Genomic DNA, 25,678 nt, shown 5'->3' with positions numbered 1-25,678 from the left:
TATGACACAAAACACAAAGACCACAGTTACCATTAAAATCGACAAACAATTAAAGGAAGATACACAAGAAATTCTCAATTCTTTGGGCTTGGACTTTTCAAAAGCTATAAATATCTATTTCCGACAAATTGTCATGCGTCAAGGTTTACCCTTTAAAGTCCAAATCACAGGGCAATGGGACGACCCCGATGAATAGAACGAGCAGAATGAAGAGCTTTAATACTTTAGAGGAACTATGGTCAGATTTAAACGATGAAGGATGAAGGAGCACATTTTTTAGTTGTAAACTTTCCAATAACCGTCCTTAGCACTCCCGACATACTCTATGCGCTTCTCATCCGAAGACCCCTTCTCCACACAAAAAAGCCCCCTCAGGATAGAGGGGGGCTTTTTCTTTAATGATTCATATCTTTAATCTTAATCATCCGCGTCTTTGTCGAGCGTTCACTCTCTTCTAGCTTGCTCTCGATAAAAGCGATGGTCTCTTGTGTATCTGGAATCACGCGATATTCTAGGGCATTCACCCGTCTACGTGTGCTCTCTATGTCATCTGCCATCAACTGACAGGTCTTCTCCAGTTCACTCAGCTCTAGGAGCGGCTTCATGATCTGGTTCAAGGTCTGAACGGCCTCATCCCATTCACTCGAAGTGTTCAGGTAGCTTAAGGCGAGGTGGGACTCCTCCGCATCCTCCGCTGCTTGAAAGGTCATCTTCGGCACTTCGACACTCATAATGTTTTCCTTATGAATATCTACTTTCACCGATTGGCTCGGAATCGCTAGGAGTTCATCTAGATAAGCGCCCTTCATCACAGAAGATGCCAACACAAAATTTTTCAAGGCTTCTTCGAGGGAAGCTTCGACTTCTTGGCGGAGCTTATTGTTCTGTTTGATCTTCTCAATAAACTGCCGCATCAATTCGTCTTGCTTGTCCTTCAAGAGTTTATGGCCACGGCGTGCAATGGCGAGATGACTCTTCAACTTCTGCAGTTCCATCCGCGTCGGCTTGACATTTAAGGCATTGGCCATGTCATTCACTCCCCTTTCTCTGCTGCTTGCCCTTAATCTTCTGTCTCATCCGTTTTAGGATAGTATTTATCGATATACTTGTCGTTAATCCGAGTGAGTTCAGATTTTGGTAAGAGGGTGAGGAGCTTCCAGGCGAGATCGAGGGTCTCGAAGATAGTTCGGTTGGTGTCGAAACCTTGGTTGACGTATTCTTTCTCGAAGGCATCGGCGAACTTGAGGTAGCACTTGTCAGCGTCTGAGAGAGCGGATTCCCCAAGGACAACAGCGAGTTCTCTGGCTTCCTTCCCTTTGGCATATGCCGCAAAGAGTTGGTTCATGGTATCGGCGTGGTCTTCTCGGGTCTTGCCTTCCCCTGTTCCGTCATCTTTCAAACGTGAGAGCGAAGGGAGAACGTCGATCGGCGGTTGAATACCGCGGTGGTCGAGGTCTCGGTCGAGGATGATCTGCCCTTCTGTGATATATCCAGTCAAGTCTGGGATCGGATGGGTAATATCATCTTCCGGCATGGTCAAGATCGGCAATTGGGTCACAGACCCCTTGCAGCCCTTGATCCGCCCTGCCCGTTCATAGAGGGTGGAGAGGTTGGTATAGAGGTAACCTGGATACCCCCGACGTCCTGGGACTTCCCGACGTGCGGCGGACACTTCCCGCAAGGCTTCACAGTAGTTGGTCATATCGGTGAGGATAACGAGAACGTGCATGTCCTTCTCATAAGCGAGATATTCTGCGGCGGTGAGGGCTACTTTTGGAGTGGCTAACCGTTCAATGGAAGGATCGTCGGCCAAGTTAATGAACATCACTGACCGGTCGATGGCTCCGGTTTCCTTGAAGCTGTTAATGAAGTATTGGGCATCTTCATAGGTAACTCCCATGGCGGCAAAGACAACGGCGAATTTTTCGTGGTCGTTAAGCACGGTGGCTTGCCGAGCGATCTGGGCTGCGAGTTCCTTGTGGGGAAGGCCGGCGCCTGAGAAGATCGGCAATTTTTGACCACGAACGAGGGAGTTCATATGGTCGATGGTAGAGATCCCTGTTTGGATGAATTCATCGGGGTATTCCCGAGCCATCGGATTAATCGCCATCCCGTTGATATCTCGGGATTGGTCAGGGATAGGGGCTGGGCCTCCGTCGATCACATGTCCCAACCCGTCAAAGGTACGCCCGATAATATCGAGGGACACTCCAAATTCGAGGGGATGTCCTTGGAAGCGAACGCGGGTATCTCTGAGGTTGATCCCAGAACCGCCCCCATAGATTTGAACAACGGCTTTGTCTTCTTGGACTTCGAGGACTTCTCCGATTCGGGTCTCCCCGTTTTGAAGTTTGATCTCAACGAGTTCGCTGTAACCCACGCCCTTGACATCATCAATAATCATCAAAGGACCTGAAACGTCTGCGATTGACTTGTATTCTTTTAACACTCGTCCATTCCTCCTTTTTGCATGACAGCCTCTAGACAAGGTTGAATGGCTGCTTCGAGTTCATCTAATTGGCTAATCTCTTCTTCTGGAACATACTTCATCCGCGCAATGCGTTCGCGAAGGTCGCTGGTTCCCTGGAGGATCTCGTCATAATAGGCACCGAGTCCGAGGGTACGACGCGCTTGGGTATTGAAGGAGAGAATGTTTCTGAGCATCTTGTATTGTTTGTCTGCGGAGGTCTTGGTATCGACCGGATCGTAGGAGTTCTGTTGGAGGTAGTCCTCTCTGAGCATCCGAGTGATCACAAGGGTCAAGCGATCCTCTTGAGATAAGGCATCCAACCCCACCAAACGAACGATCTCTTGGAGGCTTTGCTCTTGTTGGAGCATAGCCATGGCTTGGGTAACCATTCCTGTCCAGTCCTTGCCCATCTTCTGGCTGATATTCGCCGTCACTTGATCGAGATAGAGGGAGTAGGAATCCAACCAGTTAACTGCTGGGAAGTGGCGTTGTTGGGAGAGGGAAGCATCGAGTCCCCAGTACACCTTGACCACCCGCATGGTATTTTGGGTCACGGGTTCAGAGGTATCGCCCCCTGGAGGAGAAACTGCTCCGACCGCTGTGACTGCTCCGATTCGTCCAGGATTACCGAGAGTTTCGACCATGCCAGCCCGTTCGTAGTATTCAGCGAGGCGGCTACCGAGGTAAGCAGGATACCCTTCATCCCCTGGCATTTCTTCGAGTCGGCCAGACATTTCCCGTAAGGCTTCCGCCCAACGTGAGGTGGAGTCCGCCATGATCGCAACGGAATACCCCATATCACGGAAGTATTCAGCGATGGTAATGCCGGTGTAGATGGAGGCTTCACGCGCAGCCACTGGCATGTTAGAGGTGTTAGCGATCAAGACGGTCCGTTGCATAATAGACTCTCCCGTCTTAGGGTCGATCAATTTTGGAAATTCGTTAATAACTTCGGTCATTTCGTTTCCACGTTCACCACAGCCGACATAAACGACCACGTCTGCGTCCGCATATTTGGCGATTTGGTGTTGAAGGACGGTCTTCCCTGCCCCGAAAGGTCCTGGAATAGCGGCCGCACCTCCCTTGGTGATTGGGAAGAAGGTGTCGATGACCCGTTGGCCGGTCGTCATGACATCATGAGGGAGCATCTTGCGTTGAACGGGACGTCCCCGACGAACTGGCCAGTGTTGAGCGAGGCCGAAGCTCTTAAGCGTACCGTCTTGGAGACGGAGGGTGTAGACGTCATCCTCGAGGGTGTAGTCACCACTCGTAATGGTTTCAAGCGTCCCTTTTACGCCGTAAGGAACCATGATCTTGTGTTCAATCACAGGTCCTTCTTGAACGGTCCCGACAATGTCGCCACTCACGACAGCATCGCCCACCTTTTTCTTGGCTTCAAAAGCCCAAACTTTCTTGTGGTCAAGGGCGTTCACTTGAACCCCTCTTTCTAGGAAATTGGACTGTGTTCTTTGCATAAAGTCATCTAAGGGACGTTGAATCCCGTCAAACATTTTGCTTAATAAGCCTGGTCCGAGTTCAACAGATAACGGTTCTCCTGTGAGTTCCACCGCTTCACCGGGTTGTAACCCAGAAGTTTCTTCATAAACTTGAATAAAAGCGGTGTCTTTATGCATTTCAATAATTTCACCCATAAGGTGTAGGTTTCCTACATAACAGACTTCTTGAACGGCAGCATCTTCCATGCCGCTTGCTTTTACTAAAGGACCAGAAACCTCTATAATTTTACCTGATTTCAATGAGTTTCCTCCTTTTGCTTATAGGATATTTTGTCCGACTGCTTTTTCGACGTTTTGGTGGATCCGGCGCTTCCCTATTCCTAAGCTCCCATTGTGGGTAGGAATAAGGATGATGGCGGGGGTCACCTGGGTATCATAAAAAGCAATGGTTTCTTCTAGCTCTTTGGCGAGCGTTTCAGTCAAATAAATAATGCCATAGCCTTCTTCGGCCAAGTGGCGAATAATCGAACGAGCGGTTTGGGCGTCTTCTGCAGGGAAGGCGTCGAAACCGATCATCTGAAAGGCTTGGACCACTTGTTTTTCACCGACAACTCCGATTTTACTCTGCATAGATTGGTCGCATCCTTTCTTTGATTTTGCTGGTGTCTAGATGACTCGCCTTCGCCGTTAAGATCAGGCGTAAGTTTGTAACCTCATTCTCTAAGAAGTAGAGATAAGCAACCACCGGCAGTGGTCCGAAGGCTTGTAAGGATGCCTTTCTGAGCACCTGACTAATTAAGAGATTCTTTTGGCGATCAAAATCTAAGAGATCAAAGGCCTCCTTGTGTTGGAGGTAGGCATTCTTAATCCCCTCTAAGAGACTGGCAAAGTCTTCGCTGTAATCCTTGGCTTGGAACAGAGCAAAGAGTCCGTCGAAGTCTTTGGCTTCGAGAGCGGCCACTAAGTCTGGAACTTGAATTGTGCCATGGGCGTTGAGCGTAGCTTTGAGAAAGCCGAGTCCCTTGCCTTGGGGAATCGCCCGAAGAATCAAGGCCAAGTTCTCCAAATCGATGAAACGATTAACAAGCTCCTGAAGGTCATCGTTCTCTAGGCTGGGGGCCAAGCTAGCGATATGATTCAGATAGGCTTCATCTAACAAGAGTGAGATGTCGTTGATATAGCCGGTCTCATTGATATACCTTCTGACAGAACGAACGGCTTGAAGAATGATCGGGTCTAAGGAATCCGCATGTCCTGTCGTCACTGCCTGTTTCAAAGAAGAAATTTCTTCCTTAGATAAAAGCAAGTACATGGACGACAAGTCACGCTGAGCATAGTCTTCTTTGAAGAGGACCTTGAGATTGTGGTAAGTATACCGCAGGCCCCAAAGGTCAATCACTCCTGCATGAGGAGTGAACTTGTAGGCTTCTTGGTAAGCTTCCTGAAGTCTCTTGATCAATCCTTCTTCCACGTTTCCTGTTTCCTTATTCAACGAGTAAGGTGTGGATTCGAGAAGGGCTAAGGCTCCCTCATAGGAAGGGCTTTGGATGAGCGCTTCGTAATCTTTTTTTCCTAAAAGTGCTTGTTCTTGAATGCGCACGGTGACATTTAAACTTGCATAAGTATCTGCTGTCACACTTTCCACTCCCTTCTATTCTGATAGTTGTTGGTTGAATTGGCTGGTGAGTTGAGCTTCTTTTTCGAGTAGGATCTGATCATAAGTGAAGTCATAATCCATGGTGGCTTCTTGTAAGACAAACCCACCGTGATTCTTCAAGAAGGTCGATTGAAATTCAACCTGTGGGTACTTGGATTGGAGGCGAGCCTTTGATTCAGCACTCCACTGGGATTGGCTCTCTTCCCCAATTCCCACACAGGTCCCCTCTCCGGCCTCTATGGCTTGGAGAGATTGGTCGACTAATTCTTCAAATTCTTCACTCGAAAACTGAGTCATGGACTGAATAGCTTCTTGGAAGACTTCTTGGAAGAGATCTTGTTTGGCTCTTAAAAGCTCTTGATTGAGTTGGTTCGTATAACTTTGTTTCTTGCGTTCTAACTCAGCCTCTGAGCGTTCTTTGGCGACTTGCTTTTGCTTGGCGTAGGCTTCTTTGAGGCTTTCTTGCTTAGAAGTAAGGGCTTGGCCCAACTCTTCTTTAGCGGTTTGAATGGCTTGAGTGCCTTCTGAACGGACTTGCTCAAACACTTCTTCTTTTAATTGTTTTATCGTTGCCATATCCGTCCTCCTCTCAAGGTATTAGTGTACCGCATTAACCATCATTAAAGAGATGACTAAGGATAAGATGGCGTAGGTTTCAACCATAACAGCCAAGATGATCCCGTTCACGTTATTTTCAGGACGTTTAGCTAAAATTTGAAGAGAAGAAGTAGAAACTTGACCTTGGTATTTGGCAGAAACTAAGCCCACAATCCCTACTGGAAGAGCTGCAAAGAGATACATCACCCCTTGTTCAAAGGTTAAGGATGGTGTAACTTTCATGAAGATCGCCATACCTACCATGAATCCATAAAGTCCTTGGGTCCCTGGGAGTAATTGTAAAATCAAAGCGGACACAAATTTTTCAGGTTGGTCCTTAATTAAGGCAGCAGCTGCAGACCCTGTCTCACCGACCCCTTTGGCTGAACCAATTCCTGATAGGAAAACTGCTACTGCAGCTCCTAAATAAGCGAAGACTGCACCACCGTGTTGTACAAAAAATTCTAACCAATTTTGCATGAATATAATACCTCCATTATTTTACGTTTTTATCTATCGTTGTGATATGCGCATATTTTTGTAAGATAAGAATCGGTTGGAAGAGCTTGCCGCCGCCTTCGACGAACTTGCCGAAGAATTCCACAAAGGTTAACCGTAACCCGTGAACATAGGCACTCAAGAGGGAGAGGAACATGTTGAAGACATGAATCAATCCCAAGAGAACAATTCCAATCGTGAATTTGGCGAGAGGGGGCATCTGGCCAATCATCGTGTTAAAGGCCATGGCGATGCTCCCTCCGGATAGACCGAGAGCCATTAAGCGAGAGTACGAAACGAAATCCCCGATAAAGGAACTGACGCCATACAAGTTGTACAGGCCGCTCACAAAACCTACCATCCGCCGCTTGTTGTAAATCACAGGGACAAAGACAATCCCCAAGGCAGCGGCAATGGCGATCCCTTTTCCAAGAGAAGCTAAGACAGGCATTTCTAGTCCCTTAGCCAGTAAGATCAGCACGCCTCCTAAGAAGAGAAGGAGCCAACCTGCTCCGTCATTATACATGTCTTCGAAGTTCCGTCTCTTCCATTCGGTGACCGTCTTAATCAAGAGACCGACTGTCAAATGAACGAAACCTAAGCCCATAGAAATAATCATCAATTCCATGGCTTGACTCATCGGATCAATCATTTGGCAAGGTAAGGTCACCCCGAAGAAAGACCCGTAACAGATTCCCACAATCATAGTCGGGTAACTTAAGAGATGCCCGAGCTTAAGATTTTGGCGCATCTTGTCATCGAGGTCTAAGAACTGCAAGGCCAAAGTGGTCCCTAGCCAGAGCAAAAGTCCATACCCCAGGTCTCCCATCATCATTCCGAAGAAGATCATATAGAAAGGCATCACGAAGGGTGTCGGATCTGCTTCCCGATAATTCGGAGTGGTGTACATAAGCGTGATCGGCTCAAAAGGCTTGATCCAGCTCTTATTCTCTAACTTAATTGGTACTTCATCTTGGTCAATTTCTTCTTGGCTGATCTCTTCCTTGATTAAAGCATAGTGATCTTCGCCAATTTCTTGGTTCAAACACTTTGCTATTCGCTCAAGGTCCTCCACCGTTAACCAAGCTTTGATATAGGTTAAGTAAGGCGTATCCTTGGAGAAGGCCTCCACTAACTGCCGTTGACTCTGATTATAGAAAGCTTCACTGGCTAATTGAAAATCGGTCAAGTCTTTGGTGTAGTCTTTCAAGGTTTGAATCAGGGTCTTCTCTTCTTGATGGAGGGCTAGTCGTTGGTCTTCTAAGGCTTGATAGACGGCCTCGGGACTGTCTTCATAAGGATAGTCCAAAGGCGAAAAGCCAACGTCCTTCATCTCTTCAAGGATCTCTTCTTGACGGGAAGTTGGCATCACGGCCACTAAGCCCATCCGATCCTTATGGGAGAAAACTTCCTCTACACTCACCGAATCAATGGATTGCAACTGTTGGTAAAAGCTGTGGTCCTGATCATTCGGAAGATAGCCTAACTGAACGGTAAAATATCTGGCTTGTTGAAGAACTTTTGGAGAATAGGTCACAACCTTCCATGGTCCGATCTCAGCTTGCTTTTTCTCAAGCTTTTGTCGTTTCTCCAAAATCTCCTCTCTCTGTTTGGAGAGAGACTCTAAACGTTCAATTGCTGCCTTGATAGATTGTTCATCGACTTGGTCGTAAAGCTGACTCAAGGTCAAAGTTGGCCTTTTTTGCTTGAGACGAACCTTCAAGGGCTTAGTCGGGGCATATTGAGCGAGAAGAGTCAACACAGCTTCTGAGCGTTCGTACCAACGATAAGTCTCTTGGTAAGTCTCCCCACTTTCTAAAGAAGGAGAAGAGGGGTCTTCTTGTGTTAAGTCACTGACCTCTACCCCTTGTAAGCCTTGCAAGACATGCAGGAGAACCGATTTGTATTCGCTTTTAGCCACTAATGAAATCTTCTGCATCTTAGCAATTGCCATATACTTTACGCAACTCCTTTACTGTTTGGTCAATCATTGTTTGTTTGTGTTGATTAAACTTTTGTCGTAATTCATCTAATTGAGCCTGATGGGCTAATTGAGCTTCTTTTTTATAGTGTTCAAATGCTTGCGCTTGTTGGTTAGCCAGGGATTCTTCAAAAGCCTTAAAGTCTTCCTTGGCGGATTGTTCAGCTTGGGTTAAAGCTGCTTGATTTTTTTGCTTTAAAGTTTGAATCGTTTCCTTCGTCTCTTGACGAATGGCTTCCACTTCTTGATCACTTTGCAGAACTTCTGCTAAAGTCTCATTCACCATCGAAACACCTCCTCACTTTGTATCATTATACGCCTATCCCCTGATAAAAAAAATGGAAAGTTTCATCCCATGTGACCAAACTTCCCACAACTCTTCACCTTTTTAGGAGCAACAAGCGCCCAATGATTATTTATATCTTTTACCTTACCATAAAAGCCTAAGAAAAGAAAGCCTAAAGCGAAGCTTTCCTCTCTTTCTTCAAAGGATTCTTTTTCAAAAGAGAATCAAATAATAGAATTTTTTTCAAAAAGAGAATCATATATATGGAAAGAAAACGTTATAATAGGAAAAAGTCTATAAACAAAAAGGAGCGCCAAGCGCCCCTAGAAAGGAAAATTTTATGCGGATTAATTATTCAACCGATCTGACCTCTTCTCTCTATGGCGACAGTCTCACCATTCGTCAAGAAGTTTTTATTAAGGAGCAAGGCGTCCCCTTATCTCAAGAGATCGAAAGCGAAGAAGGCTGTACCTACTTCGTTATCTATGACCGCGGCTTCCCCTGTGGAACGGCCCGCACCTTCCCACTTACTTCTTCCACGCTCAAACTTCAACGTTTTGCTGTCTTGAAAGCTTATCGAAAGCAAGGCATCGGACAGCGGCTCATAAAGGCTATCCTCAAAAGCGCCACAAAAAACGGCTACCAAGAACTCGTCCTCGATGCCCAAACCCATGCCATCGGTTTTTATAAAAAGTTTGGCTTTGAAGTTATCTCTGAGGAATTCCTAGATGCTGGTATTCTTCATCGAAGGATGCGCTGTGTCTTGTCCGCTCTTCCCTCTACCTCTAATGACTGATCTGTTCAATGACAAATGGTGTTTCTTGATAGACGTAGTAGTTCAACCAGTTGGTGAAGAGCATATTGGAAGTGGACCGCCAGCGAAGAAGAGGCTTCTGGCGGGGATCATCTTTCGGGTAATAATTTACTGGAACCTGTGGATGAAGGCCCTCTTTCACATCCCGCTCATATTCTTTGGCGAGAGTGTCAGCATCATACTCCACATGTCCAAAGACGAAAACAAAACGTTGGTCTTTGGTATGGGCCACACTGACCCCTGTTTCTTCAGAAGAAATCAAGACTTCTAAGTCTTTCGTCGCTTCAATGGCTGCACGAGGGATCTCTGTATAGCGGGAGTGGGGAATATAGAAGACGTCATCTAAACCTCTCATCAGGCTAACTTCCGGTTTATTAATGTGTTGGCGGTAGACTCCAAAGAGTTTCTGAGGGAGGTCCACCTTATCCAAGCCAAAATGATAATACATCGCTGCTTGAGCTCCCCAGCAAATATGAAGAGTGGAGAAGACATGATCTTCGCTCCATTCCATAATAGCTACTAATTCTGGCCAGTAGTCCACCGTTTCAAAGGGGCGCTGTTCTACTGGAGCGCCTGTGATAATCATGCCATCGAAGAACTTCTCACTCACATCTTGAAAGGTTCGATAGAACTCTTCGAGGTGGTCCGAGGAGGTATGCTTGGCGTTATAGGAAGACATATGCAAGAAGGTCACATTGACTTGAAGGGGAGAATTACTGAGTAAACGTAATAGCTGTTCTTCTGTTGCTTCCTTGGTTGGCATAAGGTTGACAATTAAAATCTCCAAGGAACGAAAGTCTTGCATCTTCGCCCGGCGTTCATCCATTACAAAAATATTCTCTCCCGCTAATTTCTTTAAGGCGGGTAAATTTTTCTTGACTTTGATTGGCATGACATGTCCTCCATTCTTTCCCATAAAAAAAGCCTTACAGTACCTATCAGATACTATAAGGACGTCCTACTGTGTTAACTTTACAGGGGCTGCCTGTCTCCTCTGCATCCTCATACAGGGGGAAGGTATCGTTTACCCGTCCACTCATCGCTCAGTAGCTTCACGACAAGTCGTTCGTAGACCATCTTCAATAAATATTTGAATATCCTCTTTTGCTATCAGGATTCATTCCAATTCTCTTGCATACTTATCTTTCCCACGCCATTGATTATTACACCAGTAAATTCTAGGGGGATCCCCTCTGTTTGTCAAGAGGGAATTCCTTCCTTACGTAGACATCCACAGCATGAATGCTAAGAACTTATTGCCTTAGATCAAGCCACTGACTGAGTTCTTCAGAGAGAGGGGCTTCGACATCGACCACCTCTCCAGTGATCGGCTGGGTGAAGACGAGATGATGGCAGTGGAGGGCTTGCCCTTGAAGAGCAGGCTCCACGCTACCCTTGTAGAAATCATCGCCACATAAGGGAGAGCCGAGGTAGGCGAAGTGAACTCGAATCTGATGGGTCCGTCCGGTGTAGAGCTTCACTTCATACTGCTGGCACTTGCCAAGGTCTTGTAACCACCAGTACTCTGTCTTGGCGTATTGGCCGTCTGGTCTAACGCAACGTTCGAGAATAGAGTCCTCCTTTCTTCCAATAGGGGCTTCGATCACGCCATGCTTTTGGGGGAGAAGGTCCTTAGTGTAGGCATAGTAACGTTTATCGAGCCCTCCCTTCTGCATGAGAGTATCCATCATAGAGTGGGCGTACTTATGCTTGGCAAAAAGCATGGCTCCACTGGTATAACGGTCGAGTCGAGTCACCACATGGATGACTTGGTTGTCGTAGGCCTTCTCTTGGTAATAGGCCTTGACAAAGTTGGCCATACAAGGCTCCTCCTTGGCATAGGAGGGGATAGAAGTGTAGCCTGAGGGTTTATTAATGATGAGGTAGTCTCGGTCTTCATAGAGAATCTCTAAGGGATGTGCAACTGGAAGGATACTGTCTTGAAGGCCTTCTGGAGGGTAGACCACCGTCACCTTGTCTCCGACTTCTAAGCGGTGTCGGCTCCGGCGAATCTTGTTATTCACCAGAATATACCCCTGACGGTATTTGATGTCTGCGAGTTGTTTTCTAGACACACCCTTTCTTTTGAGGAAGGTTCTCACTGACATGGCTTCCTCACACACCCAAGAAAAAAATAACATAGTCTCTCCTATTCTTTCCACCCGATAAAGGCGGTTTCAACCCGATTCCAAAAATGCATATGCCGATACCTCGCAAAATGAACCCGTTCCTTAGCCAAACGGAACTCAATATCTCGAACGCCTTTCAATGAAAAATTGAGATGATCCAAAGTCATCATCACGCCTTCTAAATAAGCATCATCCAACCGAACGTGGAACCATTCGTCTCCCGCAATAAGTAAGGGACTTGATAAGGTGCGATAGACGCGGTTATTGAGCGATGCGATCTCCGTCATTTGTAAAGTATCTAATCGGGGATGCACCACAGCCCCCCCAAGAGACTTATTCAAACCAGTGGATCCCGTAGGCGTTGAGATACATAAACCATCCCCCTTAAAGAGTTCAAATTTGTCCTCCTTAATAAAGACTTCGCCAGTCATGGTCCCTTCAATCCGACGAATAGTGGCTTCATTCAAAGCAATCATCTTCTCTACTTTTCCATCTTCATGGGCTAAACGCACCTCTAATAGAGGATAGGAAATACTTTCTCCAGAATCGCTCAAGAGAAAGGGGATAAAATCTTCCAATTCTTCCACTTGCCAATCAGTATAAAAACCTAAGTGGCCAGTATGAATACCAATGAAGCGTACCTTGTCCAAGCGATCGACATAACGATGAAAGGCTTCTAGTAAGGTGCCGTCTCCTCCAATAGAGACTATCATATCCGGATTCTTCTCATCATACACGACTTCTGTCCCTTCTATCGCTGTCAAAAAACGATTTCTGATGGTGACTGACGATCCTTTTTCGTTATTGACCACTGCAATCCGCATCTTCTCAATCCTCCTTTGCCTTCCTTCTACTTCTCTTCTCATTCTTACTCAGTTTATCACAAGTTTTATGGAAACTCATTTTATTTTTCTTTTTCACAAATTTTGAGTCATTTTTCGAACAAAGGGTTTATAATTGGAAATTTGTGAAAAAATTGCTATAATACCTTTGAAATGAGGTGAGCATGTGAATTATGTCTTAGAAACTGAATTTAAAAATATACTAAGCCCTGAGGAATATCACAAACTCCTCACGCACTTTAAATTAGATCAACAAACGGCTAATGAACAGAATAATCTCTATTTTGATACCGCATCTGGGCAACTCAAAGAAGCGCACGCGGCTTTACGTCTGCGTCTTACCCCTTCTTATGCCCATCTAACCTTTAAACAAAAATTCAATTCTGCCCAATCCAAAGAAGTGACCGATTCTCTCCCTCTCCCTCTTGGACAAACGATCTGGCAAACTGGACAGCTAGAAATCGGACCTCATGTCCAAGAGGTCTTAGTCGAATTAGGTATCGAACCGGCCGATCTTCAAATTCTTGGGCGATTTCATACCAAGCGTTTAAGTGGTGAATGGCAGGGAAAGACCCTCGTCCTCGATGCTTGTCATTTCCCCCATTTTAATGATTTTGAATTAGAGATGGAATCTCCTGATTCCTTAGAAGAAGCAGAAAAAGCCTTCCATCGCTTTCTTTCGACCTATCATATTCCACGTCGTCCTTCCAAGCAGAAAGTGGCTCGGATGCTTCTCTCTGATGCTCTCTATTCTTTTAAAACGCAGAGTCTCAAGAAAGGAGGAAGAGAATGACTTCTCATTGTTCTTGTCATACCCCCTCCTTTCAGGCAAAACCACAACATCTTTTTGAAATGTTTCTGTTCATCAATCCCTTAGACACCCAATGTTTGCAACTTGAAAAGGAACTCCTCCAATTTATTCAAGAGAGTTCCCAGCAAGTCTATTTCCGCTTGATCGCTTTTATAGACTATCCTCTCTTTCATCAATCCCTTAATCGGCAGACGAACCACTCCCTCAAGGAGGCCAATGCTCTTTTTCAATCGATTTATAAGCTCTGCCTGGGGTATAAAGCAGCCCTATGCCAAGGGCAGAAAAGAGGTCGTCTCTTCTTAATGACCATGCAGAAAGTCTTTAATGAAGACCACCATCCCTTCTCTTACGAAACCATGGCAGATTGTGCTACCCTGTGTGGATTAGATGTGGATATGTGGGAGGAGGATTATCACTCTGGAAAAGCAAAGAGTGACTTTCAAGAAGATATTCATCTCGTCAAACAGATGAACATCACCAGCTATCCTTCCCTAGTCGTCTATGACAACTTGAATTATCGCTATGGGGTCAAACTTCAAGGCTCTTTCACATCCAATGACTTAGAAAAACTCATTGAACAGATGATGCCTCAAAGTGATACCTTGCACCTTTATTGTCCAAATCAAAAGACAAGTGCTAACAAGGAGGTCTCGAAGATTCCCCCCCATCATTCACTGACGTCCACTTCTCTCTTACGTCATCCTTAAGCTCACTAGCTTCACCCAGCCCCTTTCGAGGGGCTTTTTGTGTGGAGAAATTCTTTAGTCCTTCTTCTCTCGGTAACCCGCTTGTAGAAAGTTGCGATACAAAGGAAGGCAGTCTTCTTTAAAGGGACGCTGATGCAAAAGTTCCTCCAGCATTCCTTCTTCCACTTCCTCTTGAGCGAGCAGATAACTGTAAGCCCTCACCAACCAAGCGTCTTCCTTCACCCATAGACATTTGTCTGCAAAGGAAAAAAGAAAGAGGGGAAGGTCTTCTAGGCTCTTGTGCCATTGGTAGAGCCGACTTAAAAAAATCTTTTCGTATGCGTTGGGAGAAAGAAGCACCCGCTTTTTTTGGGATCTGCAAGCTTCTTCACTGAGTCGAGAAGAAGGCGGAAGGGTGGAAGGTGTAAAAATTAAATCCTCAGGTGGAAATAATTTCAATAAAAGATAGTCTTCTATCGTCAACCGAATTCTTTGGCAGACCTTCCCAAAAGATGTCAACTGATCCAATCGTACCTTATCTCCCTCTAAAAAAGGAACATACAGTCCAAAGACCGGACTTATAGACAAAAAAGGCGCTAGGCGGTCTAGATGATTGACTTGAACTTGATACTTCTGAGGGCTCGGGTTCAATAACCAAATCACTTGCCCTCCTTCCTCCGCATAATCCGCCTCCCTTTCTACCACTTCTTGCAAGGAAAGGAGACTCGATTGAACTTCTAAGGTCACCTTCTTTCCTCTAAAGTCCACCCAGACATCCGACCGTCTCTCCTTATGAGACATTGGCACCTCCATTTCAGCAGAGTAACCGACCGCTTGCAAGCGCTGGGCGAGCTGTTTTTTATAGTATTTGTGCCAGAGCGACTCATTCTCTAAGTTTGAGTTTTGACGGACATAATGCTTAAAATACGGTCGCTTGGGAGGGTAGTCGAGATAGCGGACAGGCTGATGACATTTAGGACAGAAAAATTTCCGCTGGTCTGCTTTCAATAGTCCCCTTTTCAAGCGATCTTTCACTTCAAAAGCTGTCATTAATTCTCCGTGTTGCGTATGAGCATAGTACATCATCATCACCTCCTTATTTCCTTTATCCGCTCTTTAACGAAGAAATAACCTCCCTCTTCCTAAAAAAAAAGCTACGAGACTAGAAATATTCTAGCTTCGCAGCTTTTATTTAGCTTTGGTCTCTTGTAAGAAATCCTCTCCGTTTTTTAGAGAGAGCTTTTTCTAGAAACCGATCGCTTGATAAATCTTTTGAAGGGTTTCATTAGCGACCGCATTCGCCTTCTTGGCTCCTTCTTCTAAGACATCATCTAATTCAGAACTGGTTAAGAGAGCCCAATATTTCTCTTGCATTGGTTCTAAAAAGGCAATTAAAACTTGTGCAAGGTCTGCCTTAAATTGCCCGTAACCGGCATCTTGATACTGTTCAACTAAGTCGTCAACTGTGCGATTAGAGAAGGCGGAATAGATATCCAATAAGTTGGAAACGCCTGGTTTGTTCTCCACATCGTAAGAAATCGTTCCACTAGAATCGGTCACTGCAGATTTGATCTTCTTTTCGATCGCTTTTGGATCATCTAAGAGAGAGATGAAACCTTTCTGATTGCTGTCTGACTTAGACATCTTCTTGGTAGGTTCTTGTAAGCTCATCACCCGTCCTCCTGCTTTAGGGATGTAAGCTTCTGGCTTCACTAAGATATCCTGACCATCTTTAGAGAAGCGACGATTAAACCGATCCACAAAGTTTCTTGTTAATTCCATGTGTTGTTTTTGATCGGCACCTACCGGAACTAAATCCGTATTATAGAGGATAATATCGGCAACCATGAGGGCAGGATAACCGAGTAAACCTGATAAAACAGAGTCTTGCTTCTTTGCCTTATCCTTGTATTGGGTCATCCGTTCAAGTTCTCCTAGAGGAGTTAAACATTGAACCACCCAACCCGCTTGTGCGTGAGCAGGGACATGACTTTGAATGAAGATAGTAGATAAATTAGGATCTACTCCCAAAGCCAGATACAAGGCTGCTAAGCTTCGCGTGTTTTTCTTCAGAGCTTCTGGGTCCTGAGCGACTGTGATCGCATGCTCATTCACCACACAATAAAAAGTTTCAAAATCCTGTTGAAGGTCTACAAATTGTTTTAAAGCTCCTACATAATTTCCAATGGTAGGAGTTCCGCTGGGTTGAACGCCAGAAAAAATACGTTTCATTCTGTTTCCTCCTCTAAAGGTTATAAACATTTTTATTATAACACGCTTAGAGAAGAATGAAAATGCCCCTCTTTTCTCTCTTTCTCTTCTCGTCTATTATTTCACAAACTATATGTTGAATTTATTGGGGATTTTTAAGCCTCTTTTCACAATTTAACTGACATTTTTGATTTTTTATGGTACAATAAGAAAAGTGGAATAACACGAGTCATACCTGTAAAGGAGAGATTGACATGGTTAGATTATACACTTCGCCAAGTTGCACATCCTGTCGAAAGGCACGTGCTTGGCTTGAAAAACATCACATTCCTTACAAAGAACGTAATATTTTCCAAGAACCACTTACCCGAGATGAAGTGAAGGATATCTTACGAATGACTGAAGATGGAACGGAAGAAATTATTTCAACACGTTCGAAAGCTTTCCAAGAATTAGCGATTGATTTCAACGACATCTCCTTAAACCAACTCTTTGATCTCATTCAAAAAAATCCAGGCCTTCTCAGACGTCCTATTCTTATGGACGAGAAACGACTACAAGTTGGCTATAACGAAGATGAAATTCGCCGTTTCCTTCCGCGTGAAGTTCGCTCGATTGAACTCTATGAAGCCCTTAGAAAAATGGGATAAAATTTCTTAAAAGTCGATCTTTTCTTGTTACTTTCTTAAGAAAAGATCGGCTTATCTTTATTTTAAGCAAACTTGTGATAAAATATAAAGTAGAAATTATTCCTTACCATGCTCGGTGTTGGCTATCAAACAAAGCCTTTGCCGATTGACTTTGAATAGTGGAGGTGAGTGCGAATGGAAATGGAATATATTAACGAGAATACCATGCGAGTCTTTTTGAGAGACGAAGATTTGAAAGACCGCGGAGTATGTTTAGTCGACCTCTTTAAAGACCAAAGTCTTGTCGAAAATTTCTTCATGAATGTTTTAGAAGAAGCCGATGTGAATCACCGCTTCAAGAATTCAGATGCGCTAACTTTCCAAGTGATGCCTTCTCAAGGCGGTATTGACCTTTATATTTCTAAAGCACAAATCGATGAAAATACCCTCACTCCCGAACCCGAAAAAGAAACGATTAATTCTCTTATCAATAATTTAACGGAAAGTATAGCGTCTCATGTGCCTGCTTCCGATGGCCACATCGAAACAGAAAGCTGTGGTACCCTAGAGAAAGCAACTTTGGTTTTCGACAAGTGGGAAGATTTCCTGCTCTTTGCTAAAGCTTTCCAAAATAAGGAAGTGGAAGTAGATCTCTATAACTATCAGAAGAAGTTCTACGCGATTATTGCCCTTCCTACGACTCTTTATAGTGAGACAGAAATTCAAGATTTACTGTACGTGGCCCTCGAATACGGTGTGATCTCGCCTATCGATGCTTCCCTTATTCGAGAATATGGCAAATTATTAATCGGCTATAATGCTCACTCTACGATTGCTCGTTATTTTAGTTAGATCACTAGTTTTCTCACCAAAAGCTCTTCTGGAGAAAGCCTTTTCTTTCTTTTAGGAGAGCTTTTTTTATAGGAAAGACATCCCTGATTATTACTTGTTTTATAAAAACTGCTTTGTTATAATAAAGGTGAAAATTTAATCTGTTAATCGCAAGAGGTGCCTTGTGCTGAGAAACGTCATCCGTTAACTCTTATAACCTGATGAAGTTAGTACTTACGTAGGAATGTGATAGCTGATATGCCCTTAATCCCTTCCAAAGGTTGCACTTTTTGTGATTAACTTTTGGGAGGTGTTTTTGTTTGCATTGTAGTATAGCTCTTCAGATTTTGCCGCAATATGTCGACGAAAAGAAGCTGTTAGAGGTTGTCGATAAAGTGATTCGCTATCTAGAGAGTCAAGTCTCCCCAGAAAACATCACCGTTTCTCCTTTTGAAACGACTCTTCAAGGAGATTACGACGACTTGATGGCTCTCCTCAAAAAAGCCATCCAACTGGCAGGGGAAGATGGCGTAGAGATCTTCGCTAATGTGAAGGTTTCCTATTGTGAGAAGGGAGATGTCTTAACTATCGAAGATAAACTTTCCCCTTATCGAGACTAAAGGCAATTTCAGGTAAGTCTAAATAGAAAAAAGGTAGATATGAAAAAAAGCTTACACCTTTTGAAATCCTTATCAGGTATTGTGTGCCTTATGGGGATCTGGCAAGTGACTGTAGGCTCTCAGAGTCTTCCTAAATTCATGCTACCGAGTCCTGTAGATGCCGTGATGGCCGCCAAAAATAATTAGCAGCTTCTTCTCTACCACTCTCAGATGACTCTGCTAGAGGCCTTTTTAGGTTTGGGGATTGGGAGGGAAGCATTCAAAAGGCGGATTTTCTAGGAGAGATCGGTTTAGATTACTACTGGGCTAAAGATGCTTCTGCCTATCCTCGACAGCGCAAGATCTTTCAGGCTTTTATGGCTTATGCCTATACCACGCACACTCTGGCCAATATTCATACCAAGGGTGCAGAAAAAGATGTCTTAGCCATTCTCAAGTACTACCGCACCCAAGATCCCCTCATCATCCATTGGTATAGTGGCCCTTTAGACTTGGTAGATGATTTTTTGGACTTAGGCTGCTTCTTCACGATTAGTGTTGACGCCGGCTATTCCCCGCTCACCACTCAATTGATCCATCACCTTCCTATCGATCGAATCTTGACCGAAACAGATGGTCCATCGTCCTTAGAATGGATCGGACATGGCTATGGCTGGCTCCATCAAATCCTTAGAATTCTAGATATCCTCTCCCAACAAAAAGGCCTTTCCTTCGACCAGATGAAAGATCAAGTCTATCAAAATTACCTCTCCCTCAACCTCTAAGTTTCCTCTCCCTTCTTCAAACTTTCTCAAAAAGAAGAGACTTGAGGAATCGCCAGGTCTTTCTTATAATAATCACAGTACAACAAAAGAAAGAAGGTCTTTATCTTGGATGCCCTAAAAGAACAAGCCCAAGCCATTGCGCAAGAGTTGATACAAGCTGCCCACCTTACCCCTGGGCAAACCGTAGTGATCGGCTGCTCCACCAGTGAAGTCAGTGGTCAAAAAATTGGCAGCTCTTCTTCACCCGAATTGGGACAGACTCTGTTTAATGCTTTCTATGAAATCTTTCATCGAGAAGGCATCTATGTCGCCGCTCAATGCTGCGAACATTTGAATCGGGCCTTGATCACCTCTCGGCTCGCCCGTCCCTTCGAAGAAGTCGTCAATGTAGTGCCTTTCCCTAAGGCGGGGGGCTCCTTCGCCACAGCGGCCTACCACACCCTGCCAGATCCAATTGCGATTGAGGAGATTCAAGCGGATGCCGGCCTTGACATCGGTAATACCCTTATTGGGATGCATCTAAAGCCAGTTGCTGTTCCCCTCCGTCTCACCCACCACCAACTCGGTCAAGCATGGGTCAATGCCGCCAAAACTCGTCCTAAGTTTATTGGAGGAGAGCGTGCTCACTACGATCCTCATCTCAAATAAATCTAAGCCAGCAAAAAAGCTCACGTTTTCATCCAACGTGAGCTTTTTATGTGAGAGATAGGACTTTTTCTCGAGAGTTCTCTAGATCCTGTCTTAAACTTCCTTCACCAAATGATAATGGGCTTGTCCCCCAATCATCACTTCTGAGCGGACGGTAAAGCCTAATTGTTCATAGAGCTGGCGAGCCTTTTCATTGTCAAAATCTACATTGAGGGAAAGTTTAGCATACCCTTGAGCTTGGGCCTGCTTCTCTAAGTAATGAATAAGGGCAGTGGCATAACCGTTCTTTTCGTAACTCTTTTTGGTGGCAATAGAATCCAAGTAAAATTCATCCATGAGGGCTTCAACGAAGGCGTAACGGGAAGGAATCTGATCAGAAGAATAGCCCATTTCAATCATGGTAGTCTCTAGTGGCGCTTCTATCATAGGATCCATCACTCCCGGATAAGCATAAGCAACGCTCACTAATTCTCCTTCTACAAACACCCCATAGCCATTCTGACAGCCGTACCGATAATAAGGTTTGTCCATAGCGGTTTTCAAAATTTCCTTGGCTTCTTCCCAGCCAAATTGATTAATCAAAGGCACATCCAAATGCTCTAAAATCACCTTAATAATGGTATAGCTATTTTCTTTGTCTGATGGCTCTAACGGTCGAATCTCCATGATGACCCTCCTTGTTTATTTTTTGTCATAAAGTTCTACTTTAAGTATACCTGATGCGCACGCTTGTCATCAAGCGAGAATCTCCAAGGCCTGCTTGCGTCTTCCAAACTAAAAAGGACTCCAAGCTAAACCTTTGGAGTCCTTTGGTTAAGGGTCTTTTCTCTAAACCTATTCTTCTTCAAAAATATCTAAGGTTTCATTTTCTTCTTGGTCAGGAGCTACTTCATTGACTTTTTCTACCTTCTTAGAGTCACTCTCAGAGGTTGAAGCCCCCAAATTTCCTTCATCTTCGGTTTCTTCTTCAAATCCATAAGCTACCCGCACCTTGTGGTCAATTTCAGCATAAACTTCCGGATGATCTCTGAGATATTTCTTAGCGTTCTCTCGTCCTTGTCCAATCCGATCTTCCCCATAAGAATACCAAGAACCGCTCTTCTTAATAATCTTCATATCCGAAGCTAAGTCGACTAAGTCCCCTTCACGAGAAATTCCTTCCCCGTACATAATATCCACTTCTGCCACTCGGAAAGGAGGAGCGACCTTGTTCTTAGCCACTTTGATCTTGGTACGGTTACCGATAATTTCTTCTCCACTCTTGATGCGTTCTGCTCGACGAACATCTAAACGAATGGTCGAATAGAATTTGAGCGCTCTTCCGCCAGGCGTGGTTTCAGGACTGCCGTACATCACACCCACTTTTTCACGGATCTGGTTAATAAAAATGGCAATGGTTTTGGTCTTATTGATCGAACCAGATAATTTGCGGAGGGCTTGAGACATCAAGCGGGCCTGAAGTCCCATGTGGGAATCTCCCATCTCTCCTTCAATTTCTGCCCGTGGAACAAGCGCTGCAACAGAGTCAACGACCACAATATCCACAGCGCCTGAAGAGACCAAGGCATCTGCAATCGCTAAGCCTTGTTCCCCTGTATCTGGTTGGGAAAGCAAAAGTTCGTCAATATTAACCCCCAAAGCTTTGGCATATTCTGGATCCAAGGCATTTTCAGCGTCGATAAAAGCAGCAATTCCTCCTTGTTTCTGCACTTCAGCTACCGCATGAAGAGCAACCGTTGTCTTCCCTGAAGATTCTGGGCCATAGACTTCAATAATTCTTCCACGAGGATACCCTCCAACGCCTAGCGCCACATCTAAGGAAAGCGAGCCGGTGGAAACGGTAGAGATTTGAATATCACTCGCTTCTCCTAATTTCATAATGGCACCTTTGCCGTAATTTTTTTCTATTTTCTTTAAGGCTTGTTCTAAAGCTTTCTGGCGGTTCTCGTCATGTGATAGCGTCATCTTGTTTCCTCCTCTATTTGTTTACATGAACTAGTTTACTGATTTCTCTAAAAAATAGCAAGCAAAAACCAAACAAACGTTCTGATTTTATTGGGAAGACTGTTGACTTCTCATTTTCCACACATCAAAACACGCTTGGAAAAGACAGCGTTGGCGAATCGTCTGCCGATCTCCACTAAGATGGTAAGATTCAATATGGGTAGGTCTATCCTTGAAAGCAAACCCGCAAAAGACTGTGCCTGCAGGATGACCTTCCATCTCATCTGGACCAGCAACCCCTGTAAAGCTAATCGTGAGATCACTTTGGTAGCGTTGGCGCGTCTTTTCAGCCATTTCTAAGGCACATTGTTCACTCACCATGCCCACACTTTCTATGGTTTTGGCCTCCACCCCAATCACTCTTTGCTTCGCTTCTGCCGTATAAGCCACCAGACTTCCTTGAAAGACCCGAGAGGCCCCACTGTAATTGACGATCCGCTCACCAGCCATTCCTCCCGTCAAACTCTCCGCGAAAGAAAGGGTCTGGTGTTTAGCCATCAAGTCATCCAGAAGCGCCTTCACTGGGGTCAGTCCATACCCTTCTCCAAAATAATAAGGCGCTAAGCGGTCAAGGATCTGTCGGGTCATGTCCTCTAAAATCCCCGCATTCGCTTCTAGGCACTCTCCCTTAGCGGTCAACCGAACCGTTACAATCCCCTCTGCTGAATAGATCGCAAGGGTAGGATTCTCTTGGTGAACGATCAGATCATCCAGCTTATCCGCCAAGGCCGATTCAAAAATACCATAAAAATTCAAATAGCGAGACGTCATCACTTCTTCCTGGGAAGGATTAAGGTAAGGGACCACCGATTCCCGCCACATGGCCTTTAATTCATGAGGAAAACCTGGGAGGAATATATAGGTGTGTCCCTTTTTCTTAATAGCACTTCCACAAGCCTGCCCCTTGGGATTTCCTAAGGTTACTCCCCGTTTAAAGGTATAAGCCATCTGCTTGCCCTTATCTGTGAGAGCTATATGCCGCTTTTGATAGTGAGCTTCGATCCGCTTGAGGTAGGTCGAATCATAGACTAACTCTTCCCCCAAATAAGCTGCCAAGGTTTGCTTAGTGAGATCATCTTGTGTGGGGCCAATCCCTCCTGAAAAAATAATCCAATCACTTCTCTGTTCGGCTAAACGAGTCACTTCCTGAATGCGGTTGGGATTATCCCCAACTACTGTCTCAAAATAATGATCGACACCTAAAGCATTTAACTCTCTCGCCAGAAAAGGTGCATTGGTGTTCACCACTTTTCCCATCAGTAATTCTGTTCCCACCGCAATAATTTCTGCTTTCATCGTTTCCTCCTGCTTAATATGTCCGCTGTTTGGCTTCTTTTTTTCGAATTTTTATAATTCTTACTTACTCTACATCCCATCACTAAAGACGTCCTTATTCTGACGGAAATAATCATAACCAGAATAAAGCGTAGCCGCTAGAGCAAAGTAAAGGAGCACCTTTCCCACAGAGAATGGCAAAAATTGGAAAGGAAAGTCATTCAACAAGAGGAAAAGAATGGCCAACATCTGAGAAGTAGTCTTCACCTTGCCTGGCCAAGCAGCAGCTAAAACTGTGCCATCGCCTTCCACAATCAAGAGTCTTAGGCCTGTTACAGCTAACTCTCTCATCACAATCAAGGTGACTACCCAAGCAGGCGCTTGATCGAGTAAGATCAATTCAATCAATGCTGCAATCACTAACATCTTGTCTGCTAAAGGATCTGCAAACTTGCCAAAGTTTGTGATTAAGTGATTCTTGCGAGCTAGATGCCCATCTAACCAGTCCGTCGCACTCGCCACCGCAAAAATAACCGCAGCCAAAACACACTGGATAGACATCTCCTGCCCGCCTAACTGGAAGCCACCTAAATGAAAATTAACTTCCATCAAAGCAATAAAAAATGGAATCATAAAGATTCTCAACAAGGTCAATCGATTTGGTAAATTCATGGTTTCTCCCCCTTAAATTTCTTCATATATTATAACACGTCCAAGTAACATTCGTCCCTTTCTCGATTTCCATTTGTTCACTAAAAAAAGCCACTCCTTAAAGAAAGAGATTCTTCAAGGAGTGGTTGATTCACACAATTAATCAGCGTTTTATTTTTCCAATTCAATAAATTTATAAGTTTGTTGTCCTGTCAAAGGATCAATAAAGAATTTCTTCATATGTGGCTTATGGAGGGTCGCTAAAGCTTTGGCATAAAGAGTCGGTGCCCCTGCTTCCTTCAAGAAGATAGACTCAGCTTCTTGCATATCTTTCATACGAAGGTCTTTATCCTTAGCATCTTCAATTTTCGACCGGTGGACCAATTGATCAAAGGCTGCATTCGTGTATTTTCCATCATTATATTTTGATTTTCCTTCAAACAAGTTCAAGAAGGTTATTGGATCAAAGAAGTCCGGCCCCCATCCTGTCCGAGCCATATCAAATTCACCCTTCTTTAATGTAGGGAATAGACTCTTCGATGGCACAGTCTTAATCGTTATCTGAACATCCGGTAAGGTTTCTTGAATTTGCCCTTGCAAATATTCAGCAACAAGTTTCGAAGATTCATCGTCTACTGCGAGATATTCTAATTTGAACTTATCTTTTCCTAATTCTGCTTTGGCTTTTTGTAAAAACTCTTTAGCAAGTTCTGGATTTTTTTCATGTTTGTTTTGGACACCTTCGATATAATCTTTACCGTCAGAAGTCTTGACAAAATCAGGAGGAGTCAGAGTTCCTAGAGGAATAGAGCCATCTCCAAGTACCCGCTCGGTTAATTGCTTGCGGTCAAAAGCATAGGCAATAGCTAAACGTAAATTCTTATTCTTCAACAGCGACTTATCAGTTTGGTTCATCGTCAAGTACATAGAGGCTTTCTGAGGGACAGAAACAAAGCACGGATTCTTAGCGTATTGCTTGGAATATTCACCTCTCAACTGCAACCAATCCAATTTCCCTAATTCAAACAAGTTCACTGCAGTCGCATCTTCCTTCACCACTTGAATATTAACCTTATCTACGTGAACATTGTCCTTGTCCCAGTAATCAGGATTCTTCTCATAAGACCATTCTGCCGTAGAACCTGTCCAATTCTTAAGAACAAATGGTCCGTTATATACCATCGTGTCAGAAGAAGAACCAAACTTATCTCCAAATTTTTCAACAGCTTTTTGGTTATGTGGGAAATATAAAGGATCTGCTAATAAATCTAAAAAATAAGGAACAGGATAATCTAAAGACACCTCAAGGGTATAGTCATCCAGCGCCTTGACGCCTAAACTATCCACCGGTGCCTTTTCATAGATGACCTGGTGGGCATTCTTGATCACGTAATCGAAGAAATAGGCTCCCCCTGCTCCCGTTTTAGGATCGCACATTCTCCGCCAACCATACTCAAAATCTTTGGCTGTTACAGGATCGCCGTTGGACCACTTGGTTCCTTCTCTCAGTTTGAAAGTATAGGTTAACTGATCCTCAGAAATCTTCGGATCTTCTTTGACTAAGGCTTTTTGGAGATGATTGTTCTCATCAAATCGGTATAAGCCTTCTTGAACGTTATTAAACATGGTAAAGGTATTCGTATCTGTCACAGTTGCTAAATCCCCAGAAGTTAATTCTGAAATTAAAGCCAGATTAACTTCTTTGCCTTTACTCGATGAAGAACTGTTTTTGGAACAACCACAAATAAACAATAGTCCAATGACTAAGCATGCTATTAAATGATAACTTTTTTTCATCTCTCTAGCCTCCTAAATTT

The 25,678-nt window shown here is 44.3% G+C and carries 29 protein-coding genes and 1 riboswitch; of the genes, 10 read left to right on the top strand and 19 right to left on the bottom strand.

The genetic code is table 11. The features are described 5' to 3' along the window. Position 1: 1 nt before the first annotated feature. Entirely contained in the window at positions 2-196 is a 195-nt protein-coding gene (locus AWM71_RS05680; protein WP_060777048.1) for a type II toxin-antitoxin system RelB/DinJ family antitoxin, read from the top strand. A 199-nt stretch (positions 197-395) separates the two neighbouring features. Here the strand turns inward: AWM71_RS05680 and AWM71_RS05675 are convergent, their stop codons facing one another. The 9 genes from AWM71_RS05675 to AWM71_RS05635 are packed head-to-tail and all read right to left on the bottom strand — an operon-like array spanning position 396 to position 8,946. Next, positions 396-1,028: a V-type ATP synthase subunit D gene (locus AWM71_RS05675; RefSeq protein WP_060777047.1), complete on the bottom strand. Its 633-nt coding sequence runs from the start codon at positions 1,026-1,028 to the stop codon at positions 396-398. A gap of 32 nt (positions 1,029-1,060) precedes the next feature. After that, positions 1,061-2,449, bottom strand: a complete 1,389-nt coding sequence (locus AWM71_RS05670) for a V-type ATP synthase subunit B (RefSeq protein WP_060777046.1) — start codon at positions 2,447-2,449, stop codon at positions 1,061-1,063. Next, entirely contained in the window at positions 2,443-4,227 is a 1,785-nt protein-coding gene (locus AWM71_RS05665; RefSeq protein ID WP_060777045.1) for a V-type ATP synthase subunit A, read from the bottom strand. The genes AWM71_RS05670 and AWM71_RS05665 overlap by 7 nt, the downstream gene beginning before the upstream one ends. An 18-nt stretch (positions 4,228-4,245) precedes the next feature. After that, complete coding sequence (locus tag AWM71_RS05660) at positions 4,246-4,557, bottom strand: V-type ATP synthase subunit F (protein ID WP_060777044.1); 312 nt, start codon at positions 4,555-4,557, stop codon at positions 4,246-4,248. Further along, the gene (locus AWM71_RS05655; protein ID WP_060777043.1) at positions 4,547-5,563 is read right to left on the bottom strand and encodes a V-type ATPase subunit; all 1,017 of its coding nucleotides are present in this window, start codon (positions 5,561-5,563) and stop codon (positions 4,547-4,549) included. The genes AWM71_RS05660 and AWM71_RS05655 overlap by 11 nt, the downstream gene beginning before the upstream one ends. Before the next feature lie 15 nt (positions 5,564-5,578). Continuing rightward, the gene (locus AWM71_RS05650) at positions 5,579-6,160 is read right to left on the bottom strand and encodes a hypothetical protein (protein ID WP_060777042.1); all 582 of its coding nucleotides are present in this window, start codon (positions 6,158-6,160) and stop codon (positions 5,579-5,581) included. A gap of 21 nt (positions 6,161-6,181) precedes the next feature. Next, positions 6,182-6,661 carry a V-type ATP synthase subunit K gene (locus AWM71_RS05645; protein ID WP_060777041.1) on the bottom strand — a complete coding sequence of 160 codons (480 nt, stop codon included), beginning with the start codon at positions 6,659-6,661 and terminating at the stop codon, positions 6,182-6,184. A 16-nt stretch (positions 6,662-6,677) separates the two neighbouring features. Further along, on the bottom strand, positions 6,678-8,633 hold the full coding sequence (locus AWM71_RS05640; protein WP_060777040.1) for a V-type ATP synthase subunit I: 1,956 nt from the start codon (positions 8,631-8,633) through the stop codon (positions 6,678-6,680). Then, entirely contained in the window at positions 8,620-8,946 is a 327-nt protein-coding gene (locus AWM71_RS05635) for a hypothetical protein (protein WP_060777039.1), read from the bottom strand. Before AWM71_RS05635 ends, AWM71_RS05640 begins: the two co-directional genes overlap by 14 nt. A 340-nt stretch (positions 8,947-9,286) precedes the next feature. Between AWM71_RS05635 and AWM71_RS05630 the strand changes: the two genes are divergently transcribed. Further along, entirely contained in the window at positions 9,287-9,742 is a 456-nt protein-coding gene (locus AWM71_RS05630; RefSeq protein WP_060777038.1) for a GNAT family N-acetyltransferase, read from the top strand. On the opposite strand, the gene metA is transcribed toward AWM71_RS05630, so the two are convergent. From metA to AWM71_RS05615, 3 genes are all read right to left on the bottom strand, one after another. Beyond that, complete coding sequence (metA, locus tag AWM71_RS05625) at positions 9,732-10,652, bottom strand: homoserine O-acetyltransferase MetA (protein ID WP_060777037.1); 921 nt, start codon at positions 10,650-10,652, stop codon at positions 9,732-9,734. The two genes, AWM71_RS05630 and metA, sit on opposite strands and share 11 nt — an antisense overlap. A gap of 361 nt (positions 10,653-11,013) precedes the next feature. Then, complete coding sequence (locus AWM71_RS05620) at positions 11,014-11,901, bottom strand: RluA family pseudouridine synthase (protein WP_060777036.1); 888 nt, start codon at positions 11,899-11,901, stop codon at positions 11,014-11,016. An 8-nt stretch (positions 11,902-11,909) separates the two neighbouring features. Beyond that, positions 11,910-12,713 (bottom strand): NAD kinase, encoded by an 804-nt coding sequence (locus AWM71_RS05615; protein WP_060777035.1) that lies wholly within the window; start codon positions 12,711-12,713, stop codon positions 11,910-11,912. A gap of 184 nt (positions 12,714-12,897) precedes the next feature. Here AWM71_RS05615 and AWM71_RS05610 point away from each other — a divergent pair, with 184 nt between their 5' ends. Further along, a complete protein-coding gene (locus AWM71_RS05610; RefSeq protein ID WP_060777034.1) occupies positions 12,898-13,524 on the top strand; it encodes a CYTH domain-containing protein in 627 nt (208 codons plus the stop codon). Then, entirely contained in the window at positions 13,521-14,249 is a 729-nt protein-coding gene (locus AWM71_RS05605) for a DsbA family protein (RefSeq protein ID WP_060777033.1), read from the top strand. Before AWM71_RS05610 ends, AWM71_RS05605 begins: the two co-directional genes overlap by 4 nt. Positions 14,250-14,303: 54 nt before the next feature. Here the strand turns inward: AWM71_RS05605 and AWM71_RS05600 are convergent, their stop codons facing one another. Beyond that, the gene (locus tag AWM71_RS05600; protein ID WP_082632717.1) at positions 14,304-15,317 is read right to left on the bottom strand and encodes a competence protein CoiA; all 1,014 of its coding nucleotides are present in this window, start codon (positions 15,315-15,317) and stop codon (positions 14,304-14,306) included. Between the two features lie 156 nt (positions 15,318-15,473). Continuing rightward, positions 15,474-16,460, bottom strand: coding sequence for a tryptophan--tRNA ligase (gene trpS / locus AWM71_RS05595; protein WP_060777031.1), 987 nt, complete (start codon positions 16,458-16,460; stop codon positions 15,474-15,476). Positions 16,461-16,693: 233 nt separating this feature from the next. On the opposite strand from trpS, the gene spxA reads away from it, so the two are divergent. From spxA to AWM71_RS05570, 6 genes are all read left to right on the top strand, one after another. Then, positions 16,694-17,089, top strand: coding sequence for a transcriptional regulator SpxA (gene spxA, locus AWM71_RS05590; protein WP_060777030.1), 396 nt, complete (start codon positions 16,694-16,696; stop codon positions 17,087-17,089). Between the two features lie 174 nt (positions 17,090-17,263). After that, positions 17,264-17,920: an adaptor protein MecA gene (locus tag AWM71_RS05585; RefSeq protein WP_060777029.1), complete on the top strand. Its 657-nt coding sequence runs from the start codon at positions 17,264-17,266 to the stop codon at positions 17,918-17,920. A 142-nt stretch (positions 17,921-18,062) separates the two neighbouring features. Then, positions 18,063-18,161: riboswitch (TPP riboswitch) on the top strand. A 58-nt stretch (positions 18,162-18,219) separates the two neighbouring features. Then, complete coding sequence (locus tag AWM71_RS05580; RefSeq protein ID WP_060777028.1) at positions 18,220-18,519, top strand: thiamine-binding protein; 300 nt, start codon at positions 18,220-18,222, stop codon at positions 18,517-18,519. 39 nt (positions 18,520-18,558) lie between these two features. Then, positions 18,559-18,705, top strand: a complete 147-nt coding sequence (locus AWM71_RS08255; protein ID WP_156407344.1) for a hypothetical protein — start codon at positions 18,559-18,561, stop codon at positions 18,703-18,705. A gap of 71 nt (positions 18,706-18,776) precedes the next feature. Beyond that, positions 18,777-19,283: a TatD family hydrolase gene (locus tag AWM71_RS05575; RefSeq protein WP_082632716.1), complete on the top strand. Its 507-nt coding sequence runs from the start codon at positions 18,777-18,779 to the stop codon at positions 19,281-19,283. Between the two features lie 105 nt (positions 19,284-19,388). Next, a complete protein-coding gene (locus AWM71_RS05570) occupies positions 19,389-19,931 on the top strand; it encodes a TIGR01440 family protein (protein ID WP_236701111.1) in 543 nt (180 codons plus the stop codon). Positions 19,932-20,024: 93 nt separating this feature from the next. On the opposite strand, the gene AWM71_RS05565 is transcribed toward AWM71_RS05570, so the two are convergent. The 5 genes from AWM71_RS05565 to AWM71_RS05545 all read right to left on the bottom strand — a co-directional run bounded on the left by AWM71_RS05565 (position 20,025) and on the right by AWM71_RS05545 (position 25,658). After that, positions 20,025-20,597 carry a GNAT family N-acetyltransferase gene (locus tag AWM71_RS05565; RefSeq protein ID WP_060777025.1) on the bottom strand — a complete coding sequence of 191 codons (573 nt, stop codon included), beginning with the start codon at positions 20,595-20,597 and terminating at the stop codon, positions 20,025-20,027. A 168-nt stretch (positions 20,598-20,765) separates the two neighbouring features. Further along, positions 20,766-21,896, bottom strand: a complete 1,131-nt coding sequence (gene recA / locus AWM71_RS05560; protein ID WP_060777024.1) for a recombinase RecA — start codon at positions 21,894-21,896, stop codon at positions 20,766-20,768. An 87-nt stretch (positions 21,897-21,983) separates the two neighbouring features. Continuing rightward, positions 21,984-23,231, bottom strand: a complete 1,248-nt coding sequence (locus AWM71_RS05555; RefSeq protein WP_060777023.1) for a competence/damage-inducible protein A — start codon at positions 23,229-23,231, stop codon at positions 21,984-21,986. A 69-nt stretch (positions 23,232-23,300) separates the two neighbouring features. Next, positions 23,301-23,882 carry a CDP-diacylglycerol--glycerol-3-phosphate 3-phosphatidyltransferase gene (gene pgsA, locus AWM71_RS05550; protein ID WP_060777022.1) on the bottom strand — a complete coding sequence of 194 codons (582 nt, stop codon included), beginning with the start codon at positions 23,880-23,882 and terminating at the stop codon, positions 23,301-23,303. Positions 23,883-24,032: 150 nt separating this feature from the next. Continuing rightward, positions 24,033-25,658: a peptide ABC transporter substrate-binding protein gene (locus AWM71_RS05545; protein WP_060777021.1), complete on the bottom strand. Its 1,626-nt coding sequence runs from the start codon at positions 25,656-25,658 to the stop codon at positions 24,033-24,035. Positions 25,659-25,678 lie beyond the last annotated feature (20 nt).

Source organism: Aerococcus christensenii, from assembly GCF_001543105.1.
GTDB lineage: Bacteria > Bacillota > Bacilli > Lactobacillales > Aerococcaceae > Aerococcus > Aerococcus christensenii.
This window is presented reverse-complemented; position numbering and strand designations above follow the sequence as displayed.

Bases quoted from the DNA above. Each gene is read 5' to 3' on its own strand.
- AWM71_RS05650 (WP_060777042.1), bottom strand. From the start codon at position 6,160: ATGGCAACGATAAAACAATTAAAAGAAGAAGTGTTTGAGCAAGTCCGT.
- pgsA (WP_060777022.1), bottom strand. From the start codon at position 23,882: ATGAATTTACCAAATCGATTGACCTTGTTGAGAATCTTTATGATTCCA.
- AWM71_RS08255 (WP_156407344.1), top strand. From the start codon at position 18,559: ATGAAAAAAAGCTTACACCTTTTGAAATCCTTATCAGGTATTGTGTGC.
- AWM71_RS05545 (WP_060777021.1), bottom strand. From the start codon at position 25,658: ATGAAAAAAAGTTATCATTTAATAGCATGCTTAGTCATTGGACTATTG.
- AWM71_RS05645 (WP_060777041.1), bottom strand. From the start codon at position 6,661: ATGCAAAATTGGTTAGAATTTTTTGTACAACACGGTGGTGCAGTCTTC.
- AWM71_RS05600 (WP_082632717.1), bottom strand. From the start codon at position 15,317: ATGATGATGTACTATGCTCATACGCAACACGGAGAATTAATGACAGCT.
- AWM71_RS05555 (WP_060777023.1), bottom strand. From the start codon at position 23,231: ATGAAAGCAGAAATTATTGCGGTGGGAACAGAATTACTGATGGGAAAA.
- AWM71_RS05680 (WP_060777048.1), top strand. From the start codon at position 2: ATGACACAAAACACAAAGACCACAGTTACCATTAAAATCGACAAACAA.
- AWM71_RS05640 (WP_060777040.1), bottom strand. From the start codon at position 8,633: ATGGCAATTGCTAAGATGCAGAAGATTTCATTAGTGGCTAAAAGCGAA.
- AWM71_RS05585 (WP_060777029.1), top strand. From the start codon at position 17,264: ATGGAAATGGAATATATTAACGAGAATACCATGCGAGTCTTTTTGAGA.
- AWM71_RS05635 (WP_060777039.1), bottom strand. From the start codon at position 8,946: ATGGTGAATGAGACTTTAGCAGAAGTTCTGCAAAGTGATCAAGAAGTG.
- spxA (WP_060777030.1), top strand. From the start codon at position 16,694: ATGGTTAGATTATACACTTCGCCAAGTTGCACATCCTGTCGAAAGGCA.
- AWM71_RS05620 (WP_060777036.1), bottom strand. From the start codon at position 11,901: ATGTTATTTTTTTCTTGGGTGTGTGAGGAAGCCATGTCAGTGAGAACC.
- AWM71_RS05615 (WP_060777035.1), bottom strand. From the start codon at position 12,713: ATGCGGATTGCAGTGGTCAATAACGAAAAAGGATCGTCAGTCACCATC.
- recA (WP_060777024.1), bottom strand. From the start codon at position 21,896: ATGACGCTATCACATGACGAGAACCGCCAGAAAGCTTTAGAACAAGCC.
- trpS (WP_060777031.1), bottom strand. From the start codon at position 16,460: ATGAAACGTATTTTTTCTGGCGTTCAACCCAGCGGAACTCCTACCATT.
- AWM71_RS05605 (WP_060777033.1), top strand. From the start codon at position 13,521: ATGACTTCTCATTGTTCTTGTCATACCCCCTCCTTTCAGGCAAAACCA.
- AWM71_RS05660 (WP_060777044.1), bottom strand. From the start codon at position 4,557: ATGCAGAGTAAAATCGGAGTTGTCGGTGAAAAACAAGTGGTCCAAGCC.
- AWM71_RS05565 (WP_060777025.1), bottom strand. From the start codon at position 20,597: ATGGAGATTCGACCGTTAGAGCCATCAGACAAAGAAAATAGCTATACC.
- AWM71_RS05675 (WP_060777047.1), bottom strand. From the start codon at position 1,028: ATGGCCAATGCCTTAAATGTCAAGCCGACGCGGATGGAACTGCAGAAG.
- metA (WP_060777037.1), bottom strand. From the start codon at position 10,652: ATGCCAATCAAAGTCAAGAAAAATTTACCCGCCTTAAAGAAATTAGCG.
- AWM71_RS05630 (WP_060777038.1), top strand. From the start codon at position 9,287: ATGCGGATTAATTATTCAACCGATCTGACCTCTTCTCTCTATGGCGAC.